This window comes from Sphaerisporangium sp. NPDC051011, assembly GCF_040653595.1.
Lineage (GTDB): Bacteria > Actinomycetota > Actinomycetes > Streptosporangiales > Streptosporangiaceae > Sphaerisporangium.
In genome coordinates this window covers 107,410-125,712 of the sequence record NZ_JBFAGG010000013.1, presented here as the reverse complement: position 1 = coordinate 125,712, position 18,303 = coordinate 107,410, and the positions used below count along the sequence as shown (strand labels likewise).

At 70.3% G+C, this 18,303-nt stretch carries 17 protein-coding genes; 10 read left to right on the top strand and 7 right to left on the bottom strand.

The window, feature by feature from the left end; all coding sequences use genetic code 11:
* The first annotated feature begins 32 nt into the window (after positions 1-32).
* The 6 genes from AB0H21_RS28255 (at position 33) to AB0H21_RS28230 (ending at position 8,068) form a co-directional block, all read left to right on the top strand.
* Positions 33-1,556, top strand: a complete 1,524-nt coding sequence (locus tag AB0H21_RS28255) for an alpha-N-arabinofuranosidase (protein ID WP_358522313.1) — start codon at positions 33-35, stop codon at positions 1,554-1,556.
* A gap of 48 nt (positions 1,557-1,604) precedes the next feature.
* The gene (locus AB0H21_RS28250; protein ID WP_358522310.1) at positions 1,605-2,903 is read left to right on the top strand and encodes an ABC transporter substrate-binding protein; all 1,299 of its coding nucleotides are present in this window, start codon (positions 1,605-1,607) and stop codon (positions 2,901-2,903) included.
* A gap of 42 nt (positions 2,904-2,945) precedes the next feature.
* Entirely contained in the window at positions 2,946-3,854 is a 909-nt protein-coding gene (locus AB0H21_RS28245) for a sugar ABC transporter permease (protein WP_358522307.1), read from the top strand.
* The gene (locus tag AB0H21_RS28240) at positions 3,854-4,690 is read left to right on the top strand and encodes a carbohydrate ABC transporter permease (protein ID WP_358522304.1); all 837 of its coding nucleotides are present in this window, start codon (positions 3,854-3,856) and stop codon (positions 4,688-4,690) included. The genes AB0H21_RS28245 and AB0H21_RS28240 overlap by 1 nt, the downstream gene beginning before the upstream one ends.
* A gap of 2 nt (positions 4,691-4,692) precedes the next feature.
* The gene (locus AB0H21_RS28235) at positions 4,693-5,898 is read left to right on the top strand and encodes a family 1 glycosylhydrolase (protein WP_358522301.1); all 1,206 of its coding nucleotides are present in this window, start codon (positions 4,693-4,695) and stop codon (positions 5,896-5,898) included.
* Between the two features lie 475 nt (positions 5,899-6,373).
* Positions 6,374-8,068: a penicillin-binding transpeptidase domain-containing protein gene (locus AB0H21_RS28230; RefSeq protein ID WP_358522298.1), complete on the top strand. Its 1,695-nt coding sequence runs from the start codon at positions 6,374-6,376 to the stop codon at positions 8,066-8,068.
* Between the two features lie 158 nt (positions 8,069-8,226).
* On the opposite strand, the gene AB0H21_RS28225 is transcribed toward AB0H21_RS28230, so the two are convergent.
* The 3 genes from AB0H21_RS28225 to AB0H21_RS28215 all read right to left on the bottom strand — a co-directional run bounded on the left by AB0H21_RS28225 (position 8,227) and on the right by AB0H21_RS28215 (position 10,700).
* Positions 8,227-8,751, bottom strand: coding sequence for an SRPBCC family protein (locus tag AB0H21_RS28225; RefSeq protein WP_358522295.1), 525 nt, complete (start codon positions 8,749-8,751; stop codon positions 8,227-8,229).
* A gap of 348 nt (positions 8,752-9,099) precedes the next feature.
* A complete protein-coding gene (locus AB0H21_RS28220; RefSeq protein ID WP_358522293.1) occupies positions 9,100-9,834 on the bottom strand; it encodes an alpha/beta hydrolase in 735 nt (244 codons plus the stop codon).
* A 254-nt stretch (positions 9,835-10,088) separates the two neighbouring features.
* Positions 10,089-10,700: a dihydrofolate reductase family protein gene (locus AB0H21_RS28215; RefSeq protein ID WP_358522291.1), complete on the bottom strand. Its 612-nt coding sequence runs from the start codon at positions 10,698-10,700 to the stop codon at positions 10,089-10,091.
* Positions 10,701-11,354: 654 nt separating this feature from the next.
* Between AB0H21_RS28215 and AB0H21_RS28210 the strand changes: the two genes are divergently transcribed.
* The 4 genes from AB0H21_RS28210 (at position 11,355) to AB0H21_RS28195 (ending at position 14,129) form a co-directional block, all read left to right on the top strand.
* Positions 11,355-12,200, top strand: a complete 846-nt coding sequence (locus AB0H21_RS28210) for a glycerophosphodiester phosphodiesterase family protein (RefSeq protein ID WP_358522288.1) — start codon at positions 11,355-11,357, stop codon at positions 12,198-12,200.
* 137 nt (positions 12,201-12,337) lie between these two features.
* Complete coding sequence (locus tag AB0H21_RS28205; RefSeq protein WP_358522609.1) at positions 12,338-12,643, top strand: sterol carrier protein domain-containing protein; 306 nt, start codon at positions 12,338-12,340, stop codon at positions 12,641-12,643.
* A 70-nt stretch (positions 12,644-12,713) separates the two neighbouring features.
* Positions 12,714-13,361 (top strand): Crp/Fnr family transcriptional regulator, encoded by a 648-nt coding sequence (locus AB0H21_RS28200; RefSeq protein WP_358522286.1) that lies wholly within the window; start codon positions 12,714-12,716, stop codon positions 13,359-13,361.
* A 102-nt stretch (positions 13,362-13,463) separates the two neighbouring features.
* The gene (locus AB0H21_RS28195) at positions 13,464-14,129 is read left to right on the top strand and encodes a hypothetical protein (RefSeq protein WP_358522284.1); all 666 of its coding nucleotides are present in this window, start codon (positions 13,464-13,466) and stop codon (positions 14,127-14,129) included.
* A 130-nt stretch (positions 14,130-14,259) separates the two neighbouring features.
* Here AB0H21_RS28195 and AB0H21_RS28190 read toward each other — a convergent pair whose 3' ends face one another.
* The 4 genes from AB0H21_RS28190 to AB0H21_RS28175 form a co-directional block, all read right to left on the bottom strand.
* Entirely contained in the window at positions 14,260-14,541 is a 282-nt protein-coding gene (locus AB0H21_RS28190) for a hypothetical protein (RefSeq protein ID WP_358522282.1), read from the bottom strand.
* Between the two features lie 319 nt (positions 14,542-14,860).
* Positions 14,861-15,856: a LacI family DNA-binding transcriptional regulator gene (locus tag AB0H21_RS28185; RefSeq protein WP_358522279.1), complete on the bottom strand. Its 996-nt coding sequence runs from the start codon at positions 15,854-15,856 to the stop codon at positions 14,861-14,863.
* A 22-nt stretch (positions 15,857-15,878) separates the two neighbouring features.
* The gene (locus tag AB0H21_RS28180) at positions 15,879-16,868 is read right to left on the bottom strand and encodes a LacI family DNA-binding transcriptional regulator (protein ID WP_358522277.1); all 990 of its coding nucleotides are present in this window, start codon (positions 16,866-16,868) and stop codon (positions 15,879-15,881) included.
* Positions 16,865-18,301, bottom strand: a complete 1,437-nt coding sequence (locus tag AB0H21_RS28175) for a GH1 family beta-glucosidase (RefSeq protein ID WP_358522607.1) — start codon at positions 18,299-18,301, stop codon at positions 16,865-16,867. Before AB0H21_RS28175 ends, AB0H21_RS28180 begins: the two co-directional genes overlap by 4 nt.
* Positions 18,302-18,303 lie beyond the last annotated feature (2 nt).

The following is an 18,303-nucleotide window of genomic DNA, read 5'->3' as shown; positions in this document are numbered from 1 at the left end:
TAACCGCCACGAAACAATGAGGAGGACGGCCCGTGGAATCCGCCAAGCTCATCCTCGACCCGGCCTTCGAGATCGGCCCGGTCGAGCGGCGCCTGTTCGGATCGTTCGTCGAGCACATGGGCCGGTCGGTCTACACAGGCGTGTACGAGCCCGGGCATCCGGAGGCCGGGGAGTCCGGCCTGCGCCGTGACGTGATCGAGCTGGCCAGGGAGATGGGCGTGACGGTCGTTCGCTATCCCGGGGGCAACTTCGTCTCGAACTACACCTGGGAAGACGGGGTGGGCCCCGCCGACGAGCGGCCCACGAGGCTCGACCTCGCCTGGCGGCAGATCGAGACCAACGCGTTCGGCCTGGGCGAGTTCATGTCGTGGGCCGGCGAGCTGCCTGCCGAGCCGATGATGGCGGTGAACCTCGGGACCCGGGGCATCCGTGAAGCATGTGACCTGCTCGAGTACGCCAACCACCCGCAGGGCACCCGCTGGTCGGACCTGCGCGTCAAGCACGGCCGCCGTGAGCCGTACGACCTGCGCCTGTGGTGCCTGGGCAACGAGATGGACGGGCCGTGGCAGGTCGGCGGCAAGACCGCGGAGGAGTACGGCCGACTCGCGGCCGAGACCGCCAAGGCGATGAGGCGCGTGGACCCCCGTGTGGAGCTGGTGGCCTGCGGCAGCTCCAACAGCGGGATGCCGACGTTCGCCTCATGGGAGGCGACGGTGCTCGGGCACTGCCTCGAGCACGTGGACTACATCTCGCTGCACGCCTACTACGACCCCGCCGCAGGCGACCGCGCGAGCTATCTGGCGTCGGCCGTCGAGATGGACGCCCACATCGACGCGGTGGTCGCCACCGCCGACCACGTCGCCGCCAAGCTGGGCAGCCGCAAGCGGCTCAAGCTCTCCTTCGACGAGTGGAACGTGTGGTCGCAGAGCCTGTTCGGCGGCGAGGCGGGCCTCGAATGGGCCGAGGCGCCGCGGATCATCGAGGAAGACTACGACGTGACGGCCGCCGTGGTGGTGGGAAGCCTGCTGATCACCCTGCTCAACCACGCCGACAGGGTCGGCATCGCCTGCCAGGCCCAGCTCGCCAACGTCATCGCGCCTATCCGCACGGAACCGGGCGGGCCGGCCTGGCGTCAGACGATCTTCCACCCGTTCGCGCTCACCGCCGCGCACGCGCGCGGCCGCGTCCTGCGGGTGGAGGTCGCCTCGCCCACGTTCCCGACCGAGCGGTTCGGGGAGGTGGCTGCGCTCGCCGCCGCGGCCACCCACGACGACGACAGGGGGGAGCTGACGGTCTTCGCGGCGAACCGGAGCGAGCGGCCGCTCCCGCTCGAGATCGATCTGCGCGGCCTGCCCGGCTTCACGGACGCTCGCCACGTGGTCGTGGCCGATGAGGACGCCGGGGCTCGCAACAGCGAGAAGACGCCCAACCGGGTCGTCCCGCGAGCGTTGGACGGGGTCGTGCTCGGTGGGGACCGGCTGTCGGCGGTCCTGCCGCCCATCTCGTTCAACGTCGTACGGCTGGCCAGGGGCCAGGCCGTACGCCGGGGGCTCTAGGTCAGCTGACCGAAAAATCAGAAAAAGTCGGGGGGAGAGGAGATTCTCATGAGATTGCGCAGCCGGGTACGGCTCGTCACGATGACCGCCGCGATCGCCCTGCTCTCGACGGCCTGCGCCGGCCAGGGACAGGGAGACAGCGACACCGGCGGTTCGAGCGGACCGGTGACCCTGAAATTCTGGAACGGCTTCACGGGGCCGGACCGGGCGGCGGTCGAGGGCATCGTGTCCAAGTACAACGCGTCACAGAACAAGGTGAAGATCGAGATGGAGATCATGCCCTGGGACGTGTTCTTCGAGAAGCTGCTGCCCAGCCTGGGCTCCGGAACGGGTCCCGACATCTCCGCGATGGACACGGCGCAGATCCCGCAGTACGCCGCGCGCGACGTCTTCCAGCCGCTCGACGACGCCTACGGCCCGCAGGGGGTCGACCCGAACGTGCTGGTGCGCTCCGCCGTCGACGCCACGGTCTTCAAGGGCAAGAAGTACGGCGTCCCGATGAACTTCACCACGCTGAAGCTCTACTGGAACAAGGACATGTTCCGCCAGGCGGGTCTGGATCCGGAGAAGCCCCCGGCGAACTGGGACGAGTTCGGCGACTACGCCAAGAAGCTGACCAAGGACACCGACGGCGACGGCAAACCGGAGCAGTACGGCCTGGCCATCGCCGACCACGCGACGATCGCGATGTGGCCGATCCTGTTCTGGCAGAACGGCGGCGGCGTCGTCTCCGAGGACGGGCGCACCGCGACGCTGGACGACCCGGCCACCATCGAGGCCGCCAAGCACTGGGTGGACCTGGTGACCAAGGGCAAGATCGCGCCGGTCGGCCTGAACGGCGCCGACGCCGACAAGCTCTTCCAGAGCAAGAAGGCCGCGATGGAGATCGTCGGGCCGTGGATGACGACGGGCTTCAAGCAGGCCGGCATCGACTTCGGCATCGCCATGCCGCCCGCGGGCCCGAAGGCTCAGGTGACGCTCGGCACGAGCGTTGCCTTCACGCTGAGCTCGCGTGCCGCCGGACAGAAGAAGCAGGCCGCGCAGGACTTCTTCTCCTATTGGAACAGCAAGGAGTCGCAGAAGTACTGGTCGGTCAACTCCGGCTTTCCCCCCAACAGGACCGACCTGACGGCCGACGACCTCAAGGACAACCCGTACTCGGCCCTCTTCGGGCAGGACGCCGACAAGTCGCGGTTCTATCTGGCGGGCGTGCAGGAGTTCCAGAAGGTCAACGAAACGATCTTCGAACCCGCCCTGCAGCGCGTGCTGAACGGCAAGGGCGACATCGAGCAGGTCTTCGCCCAGGCCGACAAGGACATCCAGGTCGTCCTCGACAGCGCGCAGTAACCCCGGAAGAGGGCGACCGTGACGACCACCGTGCGAACGGCAGTGAAACTCCCCACCAGGCGAACCGGCGCCGGTTCCTCCGGCAGGCGGCAGGCCAGAGCGGCGTGGCTGTTCATGCTGCCGACTCTGGCCGTGCTGGGTGTGTTCGTGGTCTGGCCGATGCTGCAGGCGCTGTATCTGTCGTTCACCGACTATCAGGTGTTCGCGCCGGCCCGGTGGATCGGGCTCGAGAACTACCAAAAGCTGGTGTCCGATCCGGCGTTCGCCAACGCATTGGTCAACACGCTCTACTACGCGGCCGTGACCACCCCGGTCTCGGTGGCGCTGGCCCTCGGGCTCGCGCTCATGCTGAACCGGCGGATGCCTCTGCGCGGTTTCATCAGGACCGCGGTGTTCGTCCCGGTCGTCATCTCCCTCGCGGTCGTGGCGATCGCCTGGAGCTTCCTGCTCGATCCCAACATCGGGCTGCTCAGCCACTGGCTGTCCAAGATCGGAATCGTGTCCGAGCAGGGCTGGCTGCGCGATCCCTCGCTGGCCATGCCGGCGGTGATGATCGTCGGAGTCTGGAAGAACGTCGGCTTCTACATGGTGATGTACCTGGCGGGGCTTCAGTCGATCCCGACGGCGCTCTACGAGGCGGCCCGCGTCGACGGCGCGGGCGCCTGGATGCAGTTCCGCCGCATCACCTGGCCGCTCCTGGCCAACCAGACCATGCTCATCGTGGTCCTGGCCGCGATCGCCACGCTGCAGGCCTTCGACCAGATCTTCGTCATGACCCACGGCGGCCCGTTCTTCAGGACCGAGACATTGGTGATGATGACTTATCGAGTCGGCTTCAAGGAGTTTCAGTTCGGCTATGCGGCCGCGGTGTCATGGGCACTGGTCCTGCTGATCTTCGTGCTGAGCATGCTCCAGGTCGCCTACTTCAGAAAGCGGGCGGTGACGTACTGATGCCGGCGGACAACCGCGGGCTGCGCCTGACCTGGCGGGTCCTGACGACGGCGACGGGACTGGCCATAGCCCTGGCCATGCTGTTCCCCCTGGTGTGGATGGTCACCACCTCGTTCAAGCCCGAGTCGGAGATCGTCTCCTTCCCCCCGAGACTGCTGCCTGAGACCTTCACGCTCGACAACTACACCGGTGTGTGGGAGCGGCTGCCCTTCACCCAGCTGTTCCTCAACACCGTGGTCTTCGCCGGCGTGGTCACCGTCTGCTCGCTCCTGCTCGACTCGATGACCGCCTACGCGCTCGCCCGGCTGCGCTTCCGCGGCAAGGGGGCGGTCTTCGTGCTGGTGCTGGTGCTCCTCATGGTGCCCTTCCAGGTGACGCTCATCCCGCTGTACGACCTGCTTGCGCACCTCGGGTGGATCAACACCTTCCAGGGGCTCATCGTGCCGAGGCTGACCAACGCGTTCGGCATCTTCTTCCTGCGCCAGTTCCTGCTGTCGATCCCCCGGGATCTGGAGGACGCGGCGCGGGTCGACGGCGCCTCCGAGTTCCGCATCTACTGGCGGATCGTGATGCCGCTCGCCGTACCGGCCCTGCTCACGCTGGCCTTGTTCCACTTCATGTACAACTGGAACGACCTGCTGTGGCCCCTGATCATCACCCAGGACGCCTCACGGCAGACCCTTCCCGCCGGGCTCGCACTCTTCATGGGGCAGCACGTGGTGGAGTACGGCCCGCTGATGGCCGCGTCCGTCATGACGCTCCTGCCGGTGGTCATCTTCTTCATCATCATCCAGCGCCGGTTCGTGGCCGGCATGGCGACGACAGGAATCAGATAGCGATGCGGTGGTTCGAGGACGGGCGACTGCGGTTCGCCGTCGGGATCGAGGACACGTTCATCCCCCAGGAGTATCCCGGCAGGCGCAAGCTCGACGAGTACGAGCTGACCCAGCACTATCACCTGTGGCACGAGGACCTGGGCCTCGCCTCGGCCACGGGGGCGGAGATGATCCGCTGGGGCATCCCCTGGTACCTGCTCGAACCTGAGCCCGGCCGCTTCCGCTGGGACTGGCTCGACCGGGTCGTGGACCGCCTGGGGGAGCTGGGCCTGACGTGCGTCGTCGACCTGATGCACTACGGCACGCCGCGCTGGCTCGACAACCAGTTCCTGAACGCCGACTATCCGTCCCGCGTCGCCGAGTACGGCACCCGCGTCGCCGAGCGCTACCGGGACCGCCTCCACGTGTGGACCCCGCTCAACGAACCCACGATCAACGCGATCTACTGCGGTGAGAACGGAACGTGGCCCCCGGGGCTCACCGGCCATGACGGGTTCGTCAAGCTCGCGATGGCCATCGCCCGGGGGATCGTGGCGACCCAGCGCGGCATCGCCGAGGTGCAGCCGGAGGCCTCCTTCGTGCACGTGGAGGCGAGTTTCCGGTACGCGGGCGACTGGTTCCCCTTCGACGTCGGCCTCGTCCGCGAGCGCCGATTCCTGATCATGGACCTCATCACCGGAGCCCTGGACGACGAGCACCCGCTCTACGGATACCTGCGCGAGCACGGCGTCGACGACGGCGAGCTCGCCCGGCTCAGGGAAGCCGCGGTCACACCGGACGTGGTCGGAGTGAACTACTACCCGGCCTTCACCACCTCGCGCTTCGAGCCGGGCTCGCCGACGCCCCTGCCCGTGGAGGCGGGAACCGCGGGGCTGGAGGAGCTGCTGCGGGAGTTCGCCGCGCGGTACGGCCGGCCGGTCTTCCTGACCGAGACCAGCAGGGCCGGTACGCCCGAGCAGCGGGCCGGCTGGCTCCGGGACAGCATCGGGCTGGTCCATCGTCTGCGAGAGGAAGGCGTTCCGGTCGTCGGCTACACCTGGTGGCCGCTGTTCGCCCTGGTGGACTGGCTGTACCGGGAGAGCACCGAACCGGTCGAACGCTGGCTGGTCCCCATGGGCCTCTACGACCTCGAGCCCGACGGGGCCGGGGTTCTGCGGCGAGTTCCGACCGCCGCCGTCGAGGAGTTCAAACGCCTGACACGCCCGTGATGTGCGGTTCGCACTCCCACCCACCGGGGAAGCCTTCCACCGCACCGGTTTGCTGCGCGAGCGGCACCGGGGCGGCCGGGCTTCGCACCCGGAAATCGGACGTCACAGCCCGGCCTGCGGAAATCGGACGCCCCGGCGTCGGCCTCCGGGATTTTCCGCACACTTCCCGAATATCGGCATAGGCGAAAAGCCCCACGCCGCGTTCTCGAATGGACGCGTGCCGTGACCGCGTATTCACGGCGGCCGCGGGCCTGCCGGCACGGGCGTTCGCCCCCGCACGCAGGGGTGGCCGTCACGCACGGGCACCGGGCCGCACCCGGGTGACGGGCATTTCGCGCGCGTCCCCCAAATGTTCATCCCCGATACATCGGAGCCCATAAACCCACACAACCAACACGGCTCTGTCGGTCGTCTCATTTACTATCTATTGGCCTGGGACGGCGGGAAATCAATGAGAAACCGGCAGAGTGACGGCATGCGAAACAGATGGCCCCTGGCGATGGTCACCGTGGTGGCAGTGATCGTCTTCTTCGGCGTGTACATGCTCGTGGCCGCCCCGGAACCCCAGGGGCCGTCGTCGCACGCCGCCGACGACCCCGCGCCGACGCTCGCGGCGTCGTCCCCCGCCGTCCCGCCGGCCGTGCCGTCCTCGCCGGGCGATCCGGTGGTGGCCGTCCCCTCGTCGTTCCCGTCGACGCCGGGCCCGCAGGTCCAGCCCGTCGTCCCCACGACCGTGCCCACCACACAGCCCGCCACACAGCCTGCCGCCCAGCCGGGCGATCCCGGGCCGGTCGCCGAGCGCTACTTCGCCGCCTGGCGGCTCAGCGACTTCACCGGCATGGCCGCCCTCGTCGCCGACCCGCCGCCCGACTTCGCCGACCGGCACAGGCGTTTCGCGAGCGAGCTGCGGATCGCGTCGGTGTCCCTGTCCCCCGGGCCGCTCTCCCGGCCGGGCGCCGACACCGCCGAGGTGCCCTTCCAAGGGGTCCGCCAGGTGACGGGGCTCGGCGCGTGGCCGTTCTCCTCGATGCTGCGCCTGGGTGTGCGCGGCGGCGCGTGGAAGGTGCTGTGGTCGCCCGAGACCCTGCACCCCGCGCTGAAGGACGGCGGCGGGCTGCGCCTGGAGGAGACCAAGGTCAAGCGGCCGGGGGCGCTGACCCGCGAGGGCGAACCGTTCCCGTCCGGCAGCAAGGCGGGCGACTACTTCCCCGGGCTGGACGCGACCTTCACCGAGATGAAGCTCAAGGAGCAGCCCTCGGGCAAGGTCCTGCTGGCCTCGCAGCCGCCGTCCACCCCGCAGGCCCAGACGACGATCTCCAGGCCCGTGCAGGAGGCCGCCGCGCGGGCGCTGGACGGCGCCGGGCGGCCCGCGGCGCTCGTTGTGGTGGACGTGCCTAGCGGCGAGGTCCGCGCGGTCGCCGACACCCTGGGCGGCAAGGGGGCGTTCAACGGCCTGTACCCGCCCGGGTCTGCGTTCAAGGTGGTCACCGCGGCCGCGCTGCTGCGCTCGGGCCTCGCCCCGGACACGCAGGTGGCCTGCCCGGCCGCCTACACGATCCCGAACGCGCGGCGCTTCACCAACGACGGCGGCGCCGACCACGGCGCGGTCTCCCTGACCACGGCCTTCGCCCTGTCGTGCAACACCACGTTCGCGCAGCAGGCGTACGAGCGGCTGCGCGACGACCGGCTGCGCGCGGAGGCCGCCGACCGGTTCGGCTTCCGCGAGAAGGCGGGCCTGAGCTCCTGCCGGATCAGCCCGCCCCAGGACATGAACGAGCTCGGCGCCGACGCGATCGGGCAGAACTCGGTGCGGGCCAGCCCGCTGTGCATGGCGGAGGTCGCGGCGGCCGTGGCCCGCGGCACGTGGCGGCAGTCGGTGATCACGCCCGGCGCCGACCCCGGCTCGCCCCCGGTCCCGCTGGACGAGGGCGTCGCGGCAAGCCTGCGGGCGATGATGGAGGCCGTGGTCACCCAGGGCACCGCCGCCCAGGCCGGACTGCCTCCGGGCACCGCCGGCAAGACGGGCACCGCCGAGGTGTCCGGCGGCGCGGCCCACGCCTGGTTCGTCGGCTACCGCGGCGACCTGGCCTTCGCCGTCCTCGTCCAGAACGGCGGCGTCGGAGGCAGGGTCGCGGCGCCGATCGCGGCCAGGTTCCTCAAGACCCTGTGAGACCTGCCGCGGCGAGAAAGGCCCGCCTCGGTGAGAAAGGGCTCAGCCCCGACCGGCCGTGGACCGGACCGCGGATGGCTGCGTCCGTCGTGGTCCGTGGTCGTCCATGATCGTTGAGGCCGGGCGGGGCCGCCGGGGGGAAGGTGGTGCGGAGGCGGTCAGTGCTGGGGGGTCGGGATGTGGTCGCGGGTCATGGCGTCCAAGGTCTGCTCCATGTGGGCGCGGAGCTCGCCGAGACGCCCGTTGAGGATGGCGGAGGCGTGGTCGGGGTCCATGGCGATAATGTCGCGGAGGCCGCTGTGCCCGGCGCCGTGCTCGAAGCTGTGGCGGACCACGGTCTGGTCCGGCGTCTCGCCCGGCGTCAGCTCGTAGCGCCACCGCGACGAGGGCGCGTCCGGGTCGCCCTTCGGGTCGAGAACCTCCCAGGCGAACGTCCGCGGCGTCTCGACCTCGGTGACCTGGCAGGTCACCGTCCACTCATGGCCCTGCCTGTTGTTGCGCGCCTGGAAGCGCGTGCCCGCCTTCGGCGCGGCGTCGCCGTCTACCCAGTTGTCGAAGCGGCACTCCGGGCTCCAGTCGCCGATGCGCGGCACGGACGTGATGAGCTCCCAGAGCTTCTCCTGGGGAAGGTCGACGGTGACCTCCAGGTCCACCCGCGCTCCGGTGACGCCGTAATCCTCCATGCAGACCTCCGTGTCTCGTGGCACCGGGGCGCGGTGCCGTGCAGCGTCGAGTCGATCCCCTATGGAGTATCAGGCCGGGCACCGTGCGTGTTTCCCGCGCCCGGTCCGATAGGGGTGTGTCTGGGGTCGGTGCGCGCGGGGGCATCGGCGAAGGTCAGGGCCCGCCTTCCGGGGCGAGGGAGGCTCGTCCCAGGCAGCGGCGGCGGGACACCCCGTATTGTCGTCCCGGCCGATAACGGACGACCGAAAGACCCCTGGCTCTCTACTCATATCACCACGCTCCGGGAGTCCGGCACGCCGGCACGCCGGACGCGCGCCCGGCTCCCCCGGGCGCGACGGTCGCGGGCGCTAACGCGAGGCGGCGAGCCCGGCGCGGTAGGCCTCCAGGCGTTCCGCCAGTTCCTTCGGGCGGGCCAGGGCCGGGAGATGCCCGCCGTCCATCTCGTCGGGGACGATGCCGAGGCGGTCGCGGACGACGCGGCGCAGGAACGGGGCCGGGAAGAAACGGTCGTCGCGGCAGAGCAGGAAGCGCGTCGGCACGGCGGGCCAGGCGGTGAGCGGCCACGGGGCGGCGAACGGCGTGCCCGACTGGCCCGGGGACTTCCTGGACAGCAGTTCCTCCACGACGGCGGGGGGAACGTCATGGAGGAAGGTGGCCATCTCGTCGAACTCGCCCGCCGGCCGCCCCTCGCGTTCGTCCAGCTCGCGCTGGGCCTGGGTCTGCCCGGTGTTGTCCCACCACTCGCCTGCCGACTCCCCCGGCGACGGCACCATGGCCGCCACCATCACCAGCAGGTCGACCGGGGTGCGCGCGCATACCAGCGGGGCGGTGAACCCGCCGAGCGACTGCGCGACCAGAACGAGCCCGCCGTCGGCCGCGCCGTCCGTGCGGCCCGTGCGGCCGGTGTGCGCGCGGATCGCCTCCAGGACCGTCTCCGCGTACTCGGGGAAGCCGGCCGCGTCGTCGCCACACGGCAGATCGGGCGCCACGACGTCGTGCCCCCGCGCCCGCAGCTCGGGTACGACCAGATGCCAGTACCAGGAATCCGACCCGGCGCCGTGGATCAGTACATAGGTGGCCATCGCAGGTGCTCCTCCAGGTGGGGCCCGGCGGCACCGGGCGGGCGCGTTCCCCTGGACGTTACCGCGCGCCTCCGACAAGAACACGCGGCCGGACGCCGTCCTGGACACCGGCGTCGCCACTCCGCGGCCCCTGTGTTCGAGACCCCCGGCCGGCGCCATCGCCACGAAGACCCTGCGTGATCATCTGTGCGAGCACGAACCGACGCCGACGATCCCGGCCGGGACGACGCGTCGCCTCTGGACGGACGCGACGCTCAGGCGGCCGCGGCGGCCTCCGTGGCCGGCGGGGCCGGCCGGTAGATGTGGACCACGGCGCCGGCGCTGGTCTTCTTGGTTTCGACCAGACTCAGGGTGGCGAGACGGTCGCCGTTCTCGAACAGGCGCTTGCCCTTGCCGAGGAAGACCGGGAAGAACATCAGACGGTACTCGTCGACGAGGCCGTGCTCGATCAGCGTGCGGGCGAGGGCCCCGCTGCCGTGCACCTGCAGCTCGTTGCCGGGCTCGTTCTTGAGCCGGATGATCTCCTCGATGAAGTCGCCCTTGAGGATGGTCGTCCCGGCCCAGTCCGCGGTGTCCAAAGTCTCCGACACGACGTACTTCGGGCAATTGTTCAGCTTGGCCGCTATCGGGTCGCTGTCGTCGATGACGTTCGGCCAGTGGGCGGCGAAGATCTGGTAGGTCTTGCGCCCGAACAGGAAGGCGTCGGCCTCCTTGAACCACTCACCGATGAACGTCCCCATGTCCTCGTCCCCATGGGGGATCTGCCAGCCGCCGAGCTCGAAGCCGCCCTCACGGTCCTCGTCAGGCTGGCCCGGAGCCTGCATGACCCCGTCCAGCGACAGAAATGTCGTCAACGTCAATTTCATAGCGCGCTCCCTTCACACCACCTGTAGCTGCCGCCATCGTCCTATCGGCGGCGCGTGCTTGTATACGCGCGGGATTGCGCACTTGCCGGCCGTCACACGATGGCTTGGACGGTGACGACGGCCGGGCCGCTCATGCTCGGCCTTCCCGTAAGCCGGACCAAAGGGAAGGGCCGGGGGTGAGAAGTCGGTTCGGCGTACCTTCTCCTCACCCCCGCCCGAGCGGGGGGCCTCCCCCCGCCATCGGCCCGTCCTGAGGTCAACGTGTTCACGCGCGCGTCTTCTGGGGCAGCACCGATCGCGCGGCCCCTGAGACGGAAACCCCTCCGAGGGAGCGTGCTCTTCATGATCGAAATGCCGGGGCACCCGCACGGCCGTAACAGACGCCTCCCCGGCTCCCCCAGGCGCGGAACGCGCATCGGCCCGCGCGCACCGCCAGGGAGGGCGCGCACGGGCCGATGCCGCGGGAAGCCGCAGGAAATGGACCTGAGGGGTTAAGGCTCGGCTGGGTGACGATCTACCGCAGACAGGGACATAGCACCCCGAGACAAATACTCATTTATCCGGCGCCACAGGGTTGCCCAACTGGCGACTCATGGTCATGCGACGGGGTCAGATTCAAGGTGCGGAGATGCCGCGCCAAGCCCGGGGAGACGCATGTTCCGACGACTCGGCCTCATTGTCACGACCACGGTCGCCACCGTGGCCACCACCACGATCCTCACGACGACCCCCGCGCCTCCCGCCACCGCGGACCGGGCGGCCGTCGCCGAGGTCGCCCACCGCGGGGCGTCCAAGGAGGCGCCGGAGAACACCATCGCGGCCTTCCGGCTCGCCGCGCGGCGGCACGCCGACATGTTCGAGCTGGACGTCCAGGAGACCAAGGACCACAAGCTGGTCGTGATGCACGACACGACCCTCGCCCGCACCACCGACGCCGCGCGCGTCTTCCCCGGGCGCGCGCCCTGGCGCGTCCGCGACCTCACGCTCGCCCAGATCAGGAGACTCGACGCGGGCTCGTGGTTCTCGCGGAAGCACAGGGGCGAGCGGGTGCCCACGCTCGGCGAGACGCTCGACGCGCTGGGCGGCAGCGGGATCGGCATGCTGCTGGAGGTCAAGAAGCCGCACCTGTACCCCGGCATCGAGGCGCGCGTCGCCCGCGAGCTGCGGCGCCATCCGGCGTGGCGGCGTCCGGGCCGCCTGGTCGTCCAGTCGTTCGACTGGAACTCGATGCGGCGCTTCCACCGCGTCATGCCCGAGGTCCCGGTCGGCCTGCTCGGCACGCCGGCGCCCGCGCAGCTGCCGGAGCTCGCGAAGTTCGCCCGCCAGATCAACCCGCCGCACCGCCACCTCACCGCGCGGTACGTCCGCGACGTCCACCGGCACGGCATGCGGGTCTACACCTGGACCGTCGACAGCCGGGAGGTCGCGCGCCGCCTGATCTCCTACCGGGTGGACGGCATCCTCACCAACAGGCCCGGCAGGGGTGCGGTGCGGAGGTGAGGGTCATTCCTCGCGTAGGCCTTCCGGGCGCATGAGCCTCAGTTGGACCGGCAGGGTCACCAGGGTCACGAGCACGACCACGCCCATCCCGGCGGAGACGATCACGAGCACATTCGACAGGCTGATGTGGAGCGCTTCTGGCTCGCTCCTGGGCCGAACCCATAGATCTGGTGCTCCAGGTAGACGATCCGACGCTGGCCCGCAACGCGGGTCGCTTCCGGCTGACGGCCGGCCCGGATTCCGTCACCAGGTACGAGCCCTCGACCGACCCGGCCGACCTCACCCTGGACGTGCGCGAACTAGCCTCCTGCTACCTCGGCGGCACCCAGGTCACCCGCTTCGTCCAGGCCGGCCTGGTCACCGAGCACACGTCAGGGGCGGCGAAGGCGCTGGACGACGCACTGCGCACCGAGCACGTGGCGTTCACCACAGACGAATTCTGATGCCCGCCACCTCGTCCAGCGATCCCTGACCGTGTTGCCGGACCCGGGGCGTCGCGCGGAAGATGTTCATGTGGACGGTCTTGCCGCGATCGTGTCGGAGGAGACGTGGAGATCTCTGGTCTCGGCGGGTGTCCCCAAGATCCACGACCCGGGCTCGGTGATCCTTTACCAAGGTGATCCGCCGACGCACGTCCTTCTGCTGCTCGCGGGCCGTGTCCGTGTGTCCCGGGTGGCCGCCGACGGCACCGTGCTCATCCTGGCCGTACGCGGACCAGGCGAGCTTCTGGGCGAGATCGCGGTGCTGGGCGACGACGACCGTTCGGCCACGGTGACCGCGATCGACAGATGTCATACCCGGCTGATTCCGGCGGATCGGTTCGTCGCCCTGGTGCGCTCGCTCGCTTTGGAGGGCGAACTCCTGAGCCTCGCCATGAAACGGATCCGCGAGAGCGAGTCGCTGCGTGCCGAACTGGCGGCCCTGCCGGCCGGGCCGCGTATCGTGCATGCCCTGATGAGGCTGTGGGTGCCCGAGTCGGGCACGCAGGCCTCCGTGGACGTGGGGCTCGACCAGGCCGAGCTGGGACAGGCCACGGGGCTGTCCAGAAGCACGGTCGCCGCCGAGCTGGCGCGGCTCAGAGAGCAGGGCCTGATCGTCACGGCGCGGCGCCGCATCGTCGTCACCGATGTCAACGCGCTCCGCAAGCTTGCCGCCGAGTGAGGGTTTCATTTCCTGAGCCGGGCGGGCGTCTGATTTCGGACAGTTGGTCGTTGTCCAGTAGCGCACAGTGTGGAGCACTCCCGACGTTGGCAGGAGGGCCCAATGTCCACTATCAGCCCGTTTCGCGCGCTTCTCGCGGTCGATGTCGACGGCTACGGCCGGCAGCCCGACGCCCTGCTCTCGATGCTCCACCGCGAGATCTACGCCGCCCTGACGAACGTGTGCGAGCGGTCCTCACTCGCGGAGGCATGGAGCTCGGTGTCGCTCCTGCAGCGACCCGGTGACGAACTGGTCGCCCTGCTCCCCGTGGAGACGCTTCCTCTGCTGGTCCACCCTTTCCTCGATCACCTGCAGGAGGAACTGGTGCGGGCCGACCGCAGGCTCCGCGAGCACGACCGCGATCTCCGGCTACGGCTGCGGGTGGCCGTCCACGTGGGATCGGTGCGGGGCGACGCCTCGGTGACGGCGGGCATCTCCAGGGCGATGAACGAGGTCCACCGCCTGCTCGGCTGCGACCCCGTCAGGTCCGCGCTGCGCGACAGCGATCCCGATGTCACGTTCGTCGCGGCGGTCCTCTCGGAGCAGGTGTTCGCCCAGGTCGTCGAGGGAGGCCGTACGGAGCTTCCGCCTTCGGAGTTCACAAAGGTCCGGGCCAAGGTCAAGCAGTTCGACCAGCCCGCATGGCTGTACGTCCCACGACCCTCACGAGGACCCGCCGAGACGGGATCCACCGAATCCGAGCGGCCGGCGCCCGCTTCTCCCGCATAGGCGTCACGGCCGGTCGTACGCCGGTGAGACAGGGATCTGGGCACGCAGCGCGACGGCGAGACGCTGTTCCCCCTGTTCGGCCTGCCGCCGCGCCGGTGATCTCCCGGGCTCGCGTTCCCGGACGGCGCGGTCAGGGGCCGCCCTCGAAGGGCGGGGCGGCGGGGACGGGCTCGCAGGCGTGCAGGCGCCAGTGGCTGACGGAGGGATCACTCAGCGCCTCGGTGACCATGGCGTGGATCTGGGCGCGGGTGATGTCGTCGCCGGTCTCGACCCGGATGACGATCTCTCCGTTGGCCTGCCGGAGGTCTTTACGCCATTCTCCGGGCAGGAGGGCCAAAATGCGGATGCCGTCGATCGGCGCATTCGGCGGGGGGCCGAGCCCGGCGCTGTGCATTGTCAATTCGACCAGCATCGTCACCGTCCTCGTCGGGCACCGCGGGCGCCCGGGGTCATCGTGGCAGTCTACGCCGATCGTACCCAGCCGGAACAGCCCGGCGCGGCGCCGCGTGGCCGCCCTGCGGCTCACGAGGGACGGGACCGAATTGTGCATTCTTGCGAGTCCGGGACCGCGTTTCGGAGCGCGGCGCACGTCGAATGACCGCACGCGGCGCTTACCGGGGTCCGGCGATATCACCCCCAAAAGTAAACTAAGTCAACACATCGCCCACTTTCAGCCAGAAAGGCCGATAATTCGTGTAATAACCATCAATCCCGCACCCCGTCCCGGGCCGTCACGCGGACTCGCGCACGATCAGCTCGGTCGGCAGCATCACGGGGGCGGCGTCACCTTCGTCCATGATGCCGAGCAGCAGCCGCACGGTCGCCGCCGCCTGCTCGCGGAACGGCTGACGGATCGTCGTCAGCGGCGGCTCGGTGTAGCGCGCGGCCTCGATGTCGTCGAACCCCACCACCGCGACGTCGTCCGGCACCCGCCGCCCGGCCTGCCGCAGCGCCTGCATGGCCCCGAGCGCCATCAGGTCGTTGGCGACGAATACGGCGTCGAGCCCCGGGTCGTCCTCCAGGAGCTGCCGCATCGCGACCAGGCCCGACTCACGGGTGAAGTCGCCGATCGCGACGATGGACCGGCGGTCGGAGCCCTGGAGCACCGCGCGGTACCCGGCCAGCCGGTCCTGGCCGCCGATCATGTCCGGCGGCCCGGCGATCGTGGCGATGCGCCGCCGCCCGCGCTGGAGCAGGTGGCGCACCGCCGCCTCGGCCCCGCCCACGTTGTCGGCGTCGACGTACGGCAGGTTGACGTTCACGGCGGGCCGCCCCAGCGACACGGCGGGGACGCGCATGCGGGTGATCGCCGCGGGCAGCGGATCGGCGCCGTGCATGGAGATGAGTATGACGCCGTCGACGTGCCCGCCGGTGAGGTAACGCTCGACCCGCGCGTGCCCGGGGGGGGTGCCGGCGAGCATGAGGATGACCTGCCTGTCGGCCTCCTCCAGTTCGGCACTGGCCGAGCGTATGACGGTCGCGAACATCGGGTCGTCGGAGAACACCCTGGTGGGCGGCTCGGAGACCACCAGGGCGATCGAGTCGGTGCGCTGGGTGACCAGGCTGCGCGCCGCGAGGTTCGGGACGTACCCCATCTCGTCCACCGCGCGCATCACGGCGTCGCGGAGCTCGGGCGTCACGGTGGTGCCACCGTTGACGACCCGGGAGACCGTGGCGCGGGAGACCCCCGCCCGTGCCGCCACGGCCTCGAGAGTCGGGCGCTTCATGGCTGTGCCCTCCCTGGTTGTGTCACGCCGATTCCCTGACGACCAGCTCGTTCGGCATGATGACGGGATCGCCCGGCGCCCCCTCCAGCAGGCCGAGCAGCAACCGGGTGGTCGCCGCGGCCTGGTCGGTCATGGAGCTCCGCACGGTCGTGAGCCGCGGCGTGGTGTAAAGCGCGGCCTCGATGTCGTCGAAGCCCACCACCGCGACGTCCTCCGGCACCCGCCGCCCGGCCTCGTGCAGCGCGCGCAGGGCGCCGATGGCCATGAGGTCGTTCGCGGCGAACACCGCGTCGAGCGCCGGGTCGTCCTCCAGAAGCTGCCGCATGCCCGCGTCGCCGGAGACGCGGGTGAAGTCGCCGATGGCGACGATGGACCGGCGGCCGGTGTCCCGCAGCGTCTCGCGGTAGCCGGTGAGCCGGTCCTGGGCGGCGAGCATGTCGAGCGGCCCGGTGATCGTGGCGATCCGGCGCCGCCCCAGGCCGAGCAGGTGGCGCACCGCGACGCGGGCGCCACCCTGGTTGTCGTTGTCGACGTACGGCACCCCGGGGGCGGACCGCCCGTGCGAGACCATGGGCACGCCCATGCGCGCGAGCGAGGCGGGCAGGGGGTCGGCGCCGTGCAGCGACAACAGCAGGACGCCGGCGACGTGCCCGGCGGCCACGAACCGCTCCACCCGGAGCCGGCTCTCCGGCGACCCCGCGAGGACGAGCGTGACCTGCTTTCCCGCCTCCTCCAGCCCCCGGCTCATCGTGCGCACGACGGCCGAGAACATCGGGTCGTCGGCGATCACCGCCATCGGCGGGTCGGAGACGATGACGGCGACCGCGTCGGTGCGCCGCGTCGCCAGGCTGCGCGCCGCCCCGTTGGGGACGTAGCCGAGCTCGCGCACGGCTCGGATCACCAGCTCGCGGATCTCGGGGGTGACGGTGGCGTCACCGTTCACCACCCGCGACACGCTCGACTTCGACACCCCCGCCCGGGCGGCCACCGCCTCCAAGGTGGGTCGTTTCATGCCAGCCCATTCTCCCGGATGACGCCGCGGTACCACAGGGCGCTGTCCTTGGGCAGGCGGCGCTGCGTCGCGTAGTCGACGTGGACGATGCCGAACCGGCGGTTGTAGCCCTCCGCCCACTCGAAGTTGTCCAGCAGCGACCAGACGAGGTAGCCCCGCATGTCGGCGCCCGCCTCGATCGCCGCGTGCACCGCCCGCAGGTGGGACTCCAGGTAGGCGGTGCGGTCGGTGTCGTGGACGTGCTCGCCGGTGGCGTCCTTGGTGACGACGTCGTCGAAGGCCGCGCCGTTCTCGGTGACCATCAGCCCGACCTCGGGGTAGTCGTTGGACAGGCGCACGAGCAGGCGGGACAGGCCGGTCGGGACGATCGGCCAGTCCATGGCGGTCTTGGGGGCGTCCACGCGGTCGAACAGGATGTCCTCGGTGCCGGGCCAGGCGGGGTTGGCCGGCTCGCCCGGGCTGGACCGCACGATGCACGGGTTGTAGTAGTTGATGCCGATCAGGTCGGGGCGCTGGTGGATGTCGGCCAGGTCGCCGTCGTGGATGTGGTCCAGCCCGCCGTGCCGTTCCACGATCGCCAGCACCTCCTCGGGGTAGGCGCCGCGCAGGACCGGGTCGAGGATCTGCTTGGTGAGCAGGCAGTCCACGCGGTGCACCGCCTCGGCGTCGGCCTCCGACAGCTCGGCGCCCGGGTCGGCGCTCTGCGCCGGGGTGATCACCGGCGAGGAGTTGACGGCCAGCATGATCTCCTGCGCCCCGGCCGCGCGCAGGGCCTGGGTGGCCAGGCCGTGCGCGAGCAGGAAGTGGTGGGTGGCGCGCAGGGCCGAGGCGGCGTCGGTGCGTCCCGGCGCGTGGATGCCCGAGCCGTAGCCGAGGAACGCCTGGACCCACGGCTCGTTCAGCGTGGCCCAGTTGCTCACGCGGTCGCCGAGGCGCGCGTACACGGCCTCGGCGTACTCGGCCAGCCGGTAGGAGGTGTCCCGCGAGGTCCACCCGCCGCGGTCCTCCAACGTCTGGGGCAGGTCCCAGTGGTAGAGGGTGACGTACGGCGTGATGCCCGCGGCGGCCAGCTCGTCCACGAGCCGGTCGTAGAAGTCCAGGCCACGCGGGTTGATCGGCCCGGTGCCGTCCGGCTGCACGCGGGGCCAGGAGATCGAGAACCGGTAGGCGCGCAGGCCCAGGTCCTTCATCAGCCGCACGTCGTCGGCGTACCGATGGTAGTGGTCGCAGGCGACGTCACCGGTGTGGCCGAAGGCCACCTTGCCGGGCGTGCGCGCGAAGGTGTCCCAGACCGAGAGGGCGCGGCCGTCGTCCCTGACCGCCCCCTCGATCTGGTAGGACGCCGTCGCGGCGCCCCAGACGAAGCCTTCGGGGAAGACCGCACGCCCCTCCGTCAGATATGAAGGCAGGGTCCCCCGAGTGGTGACGGTCATTG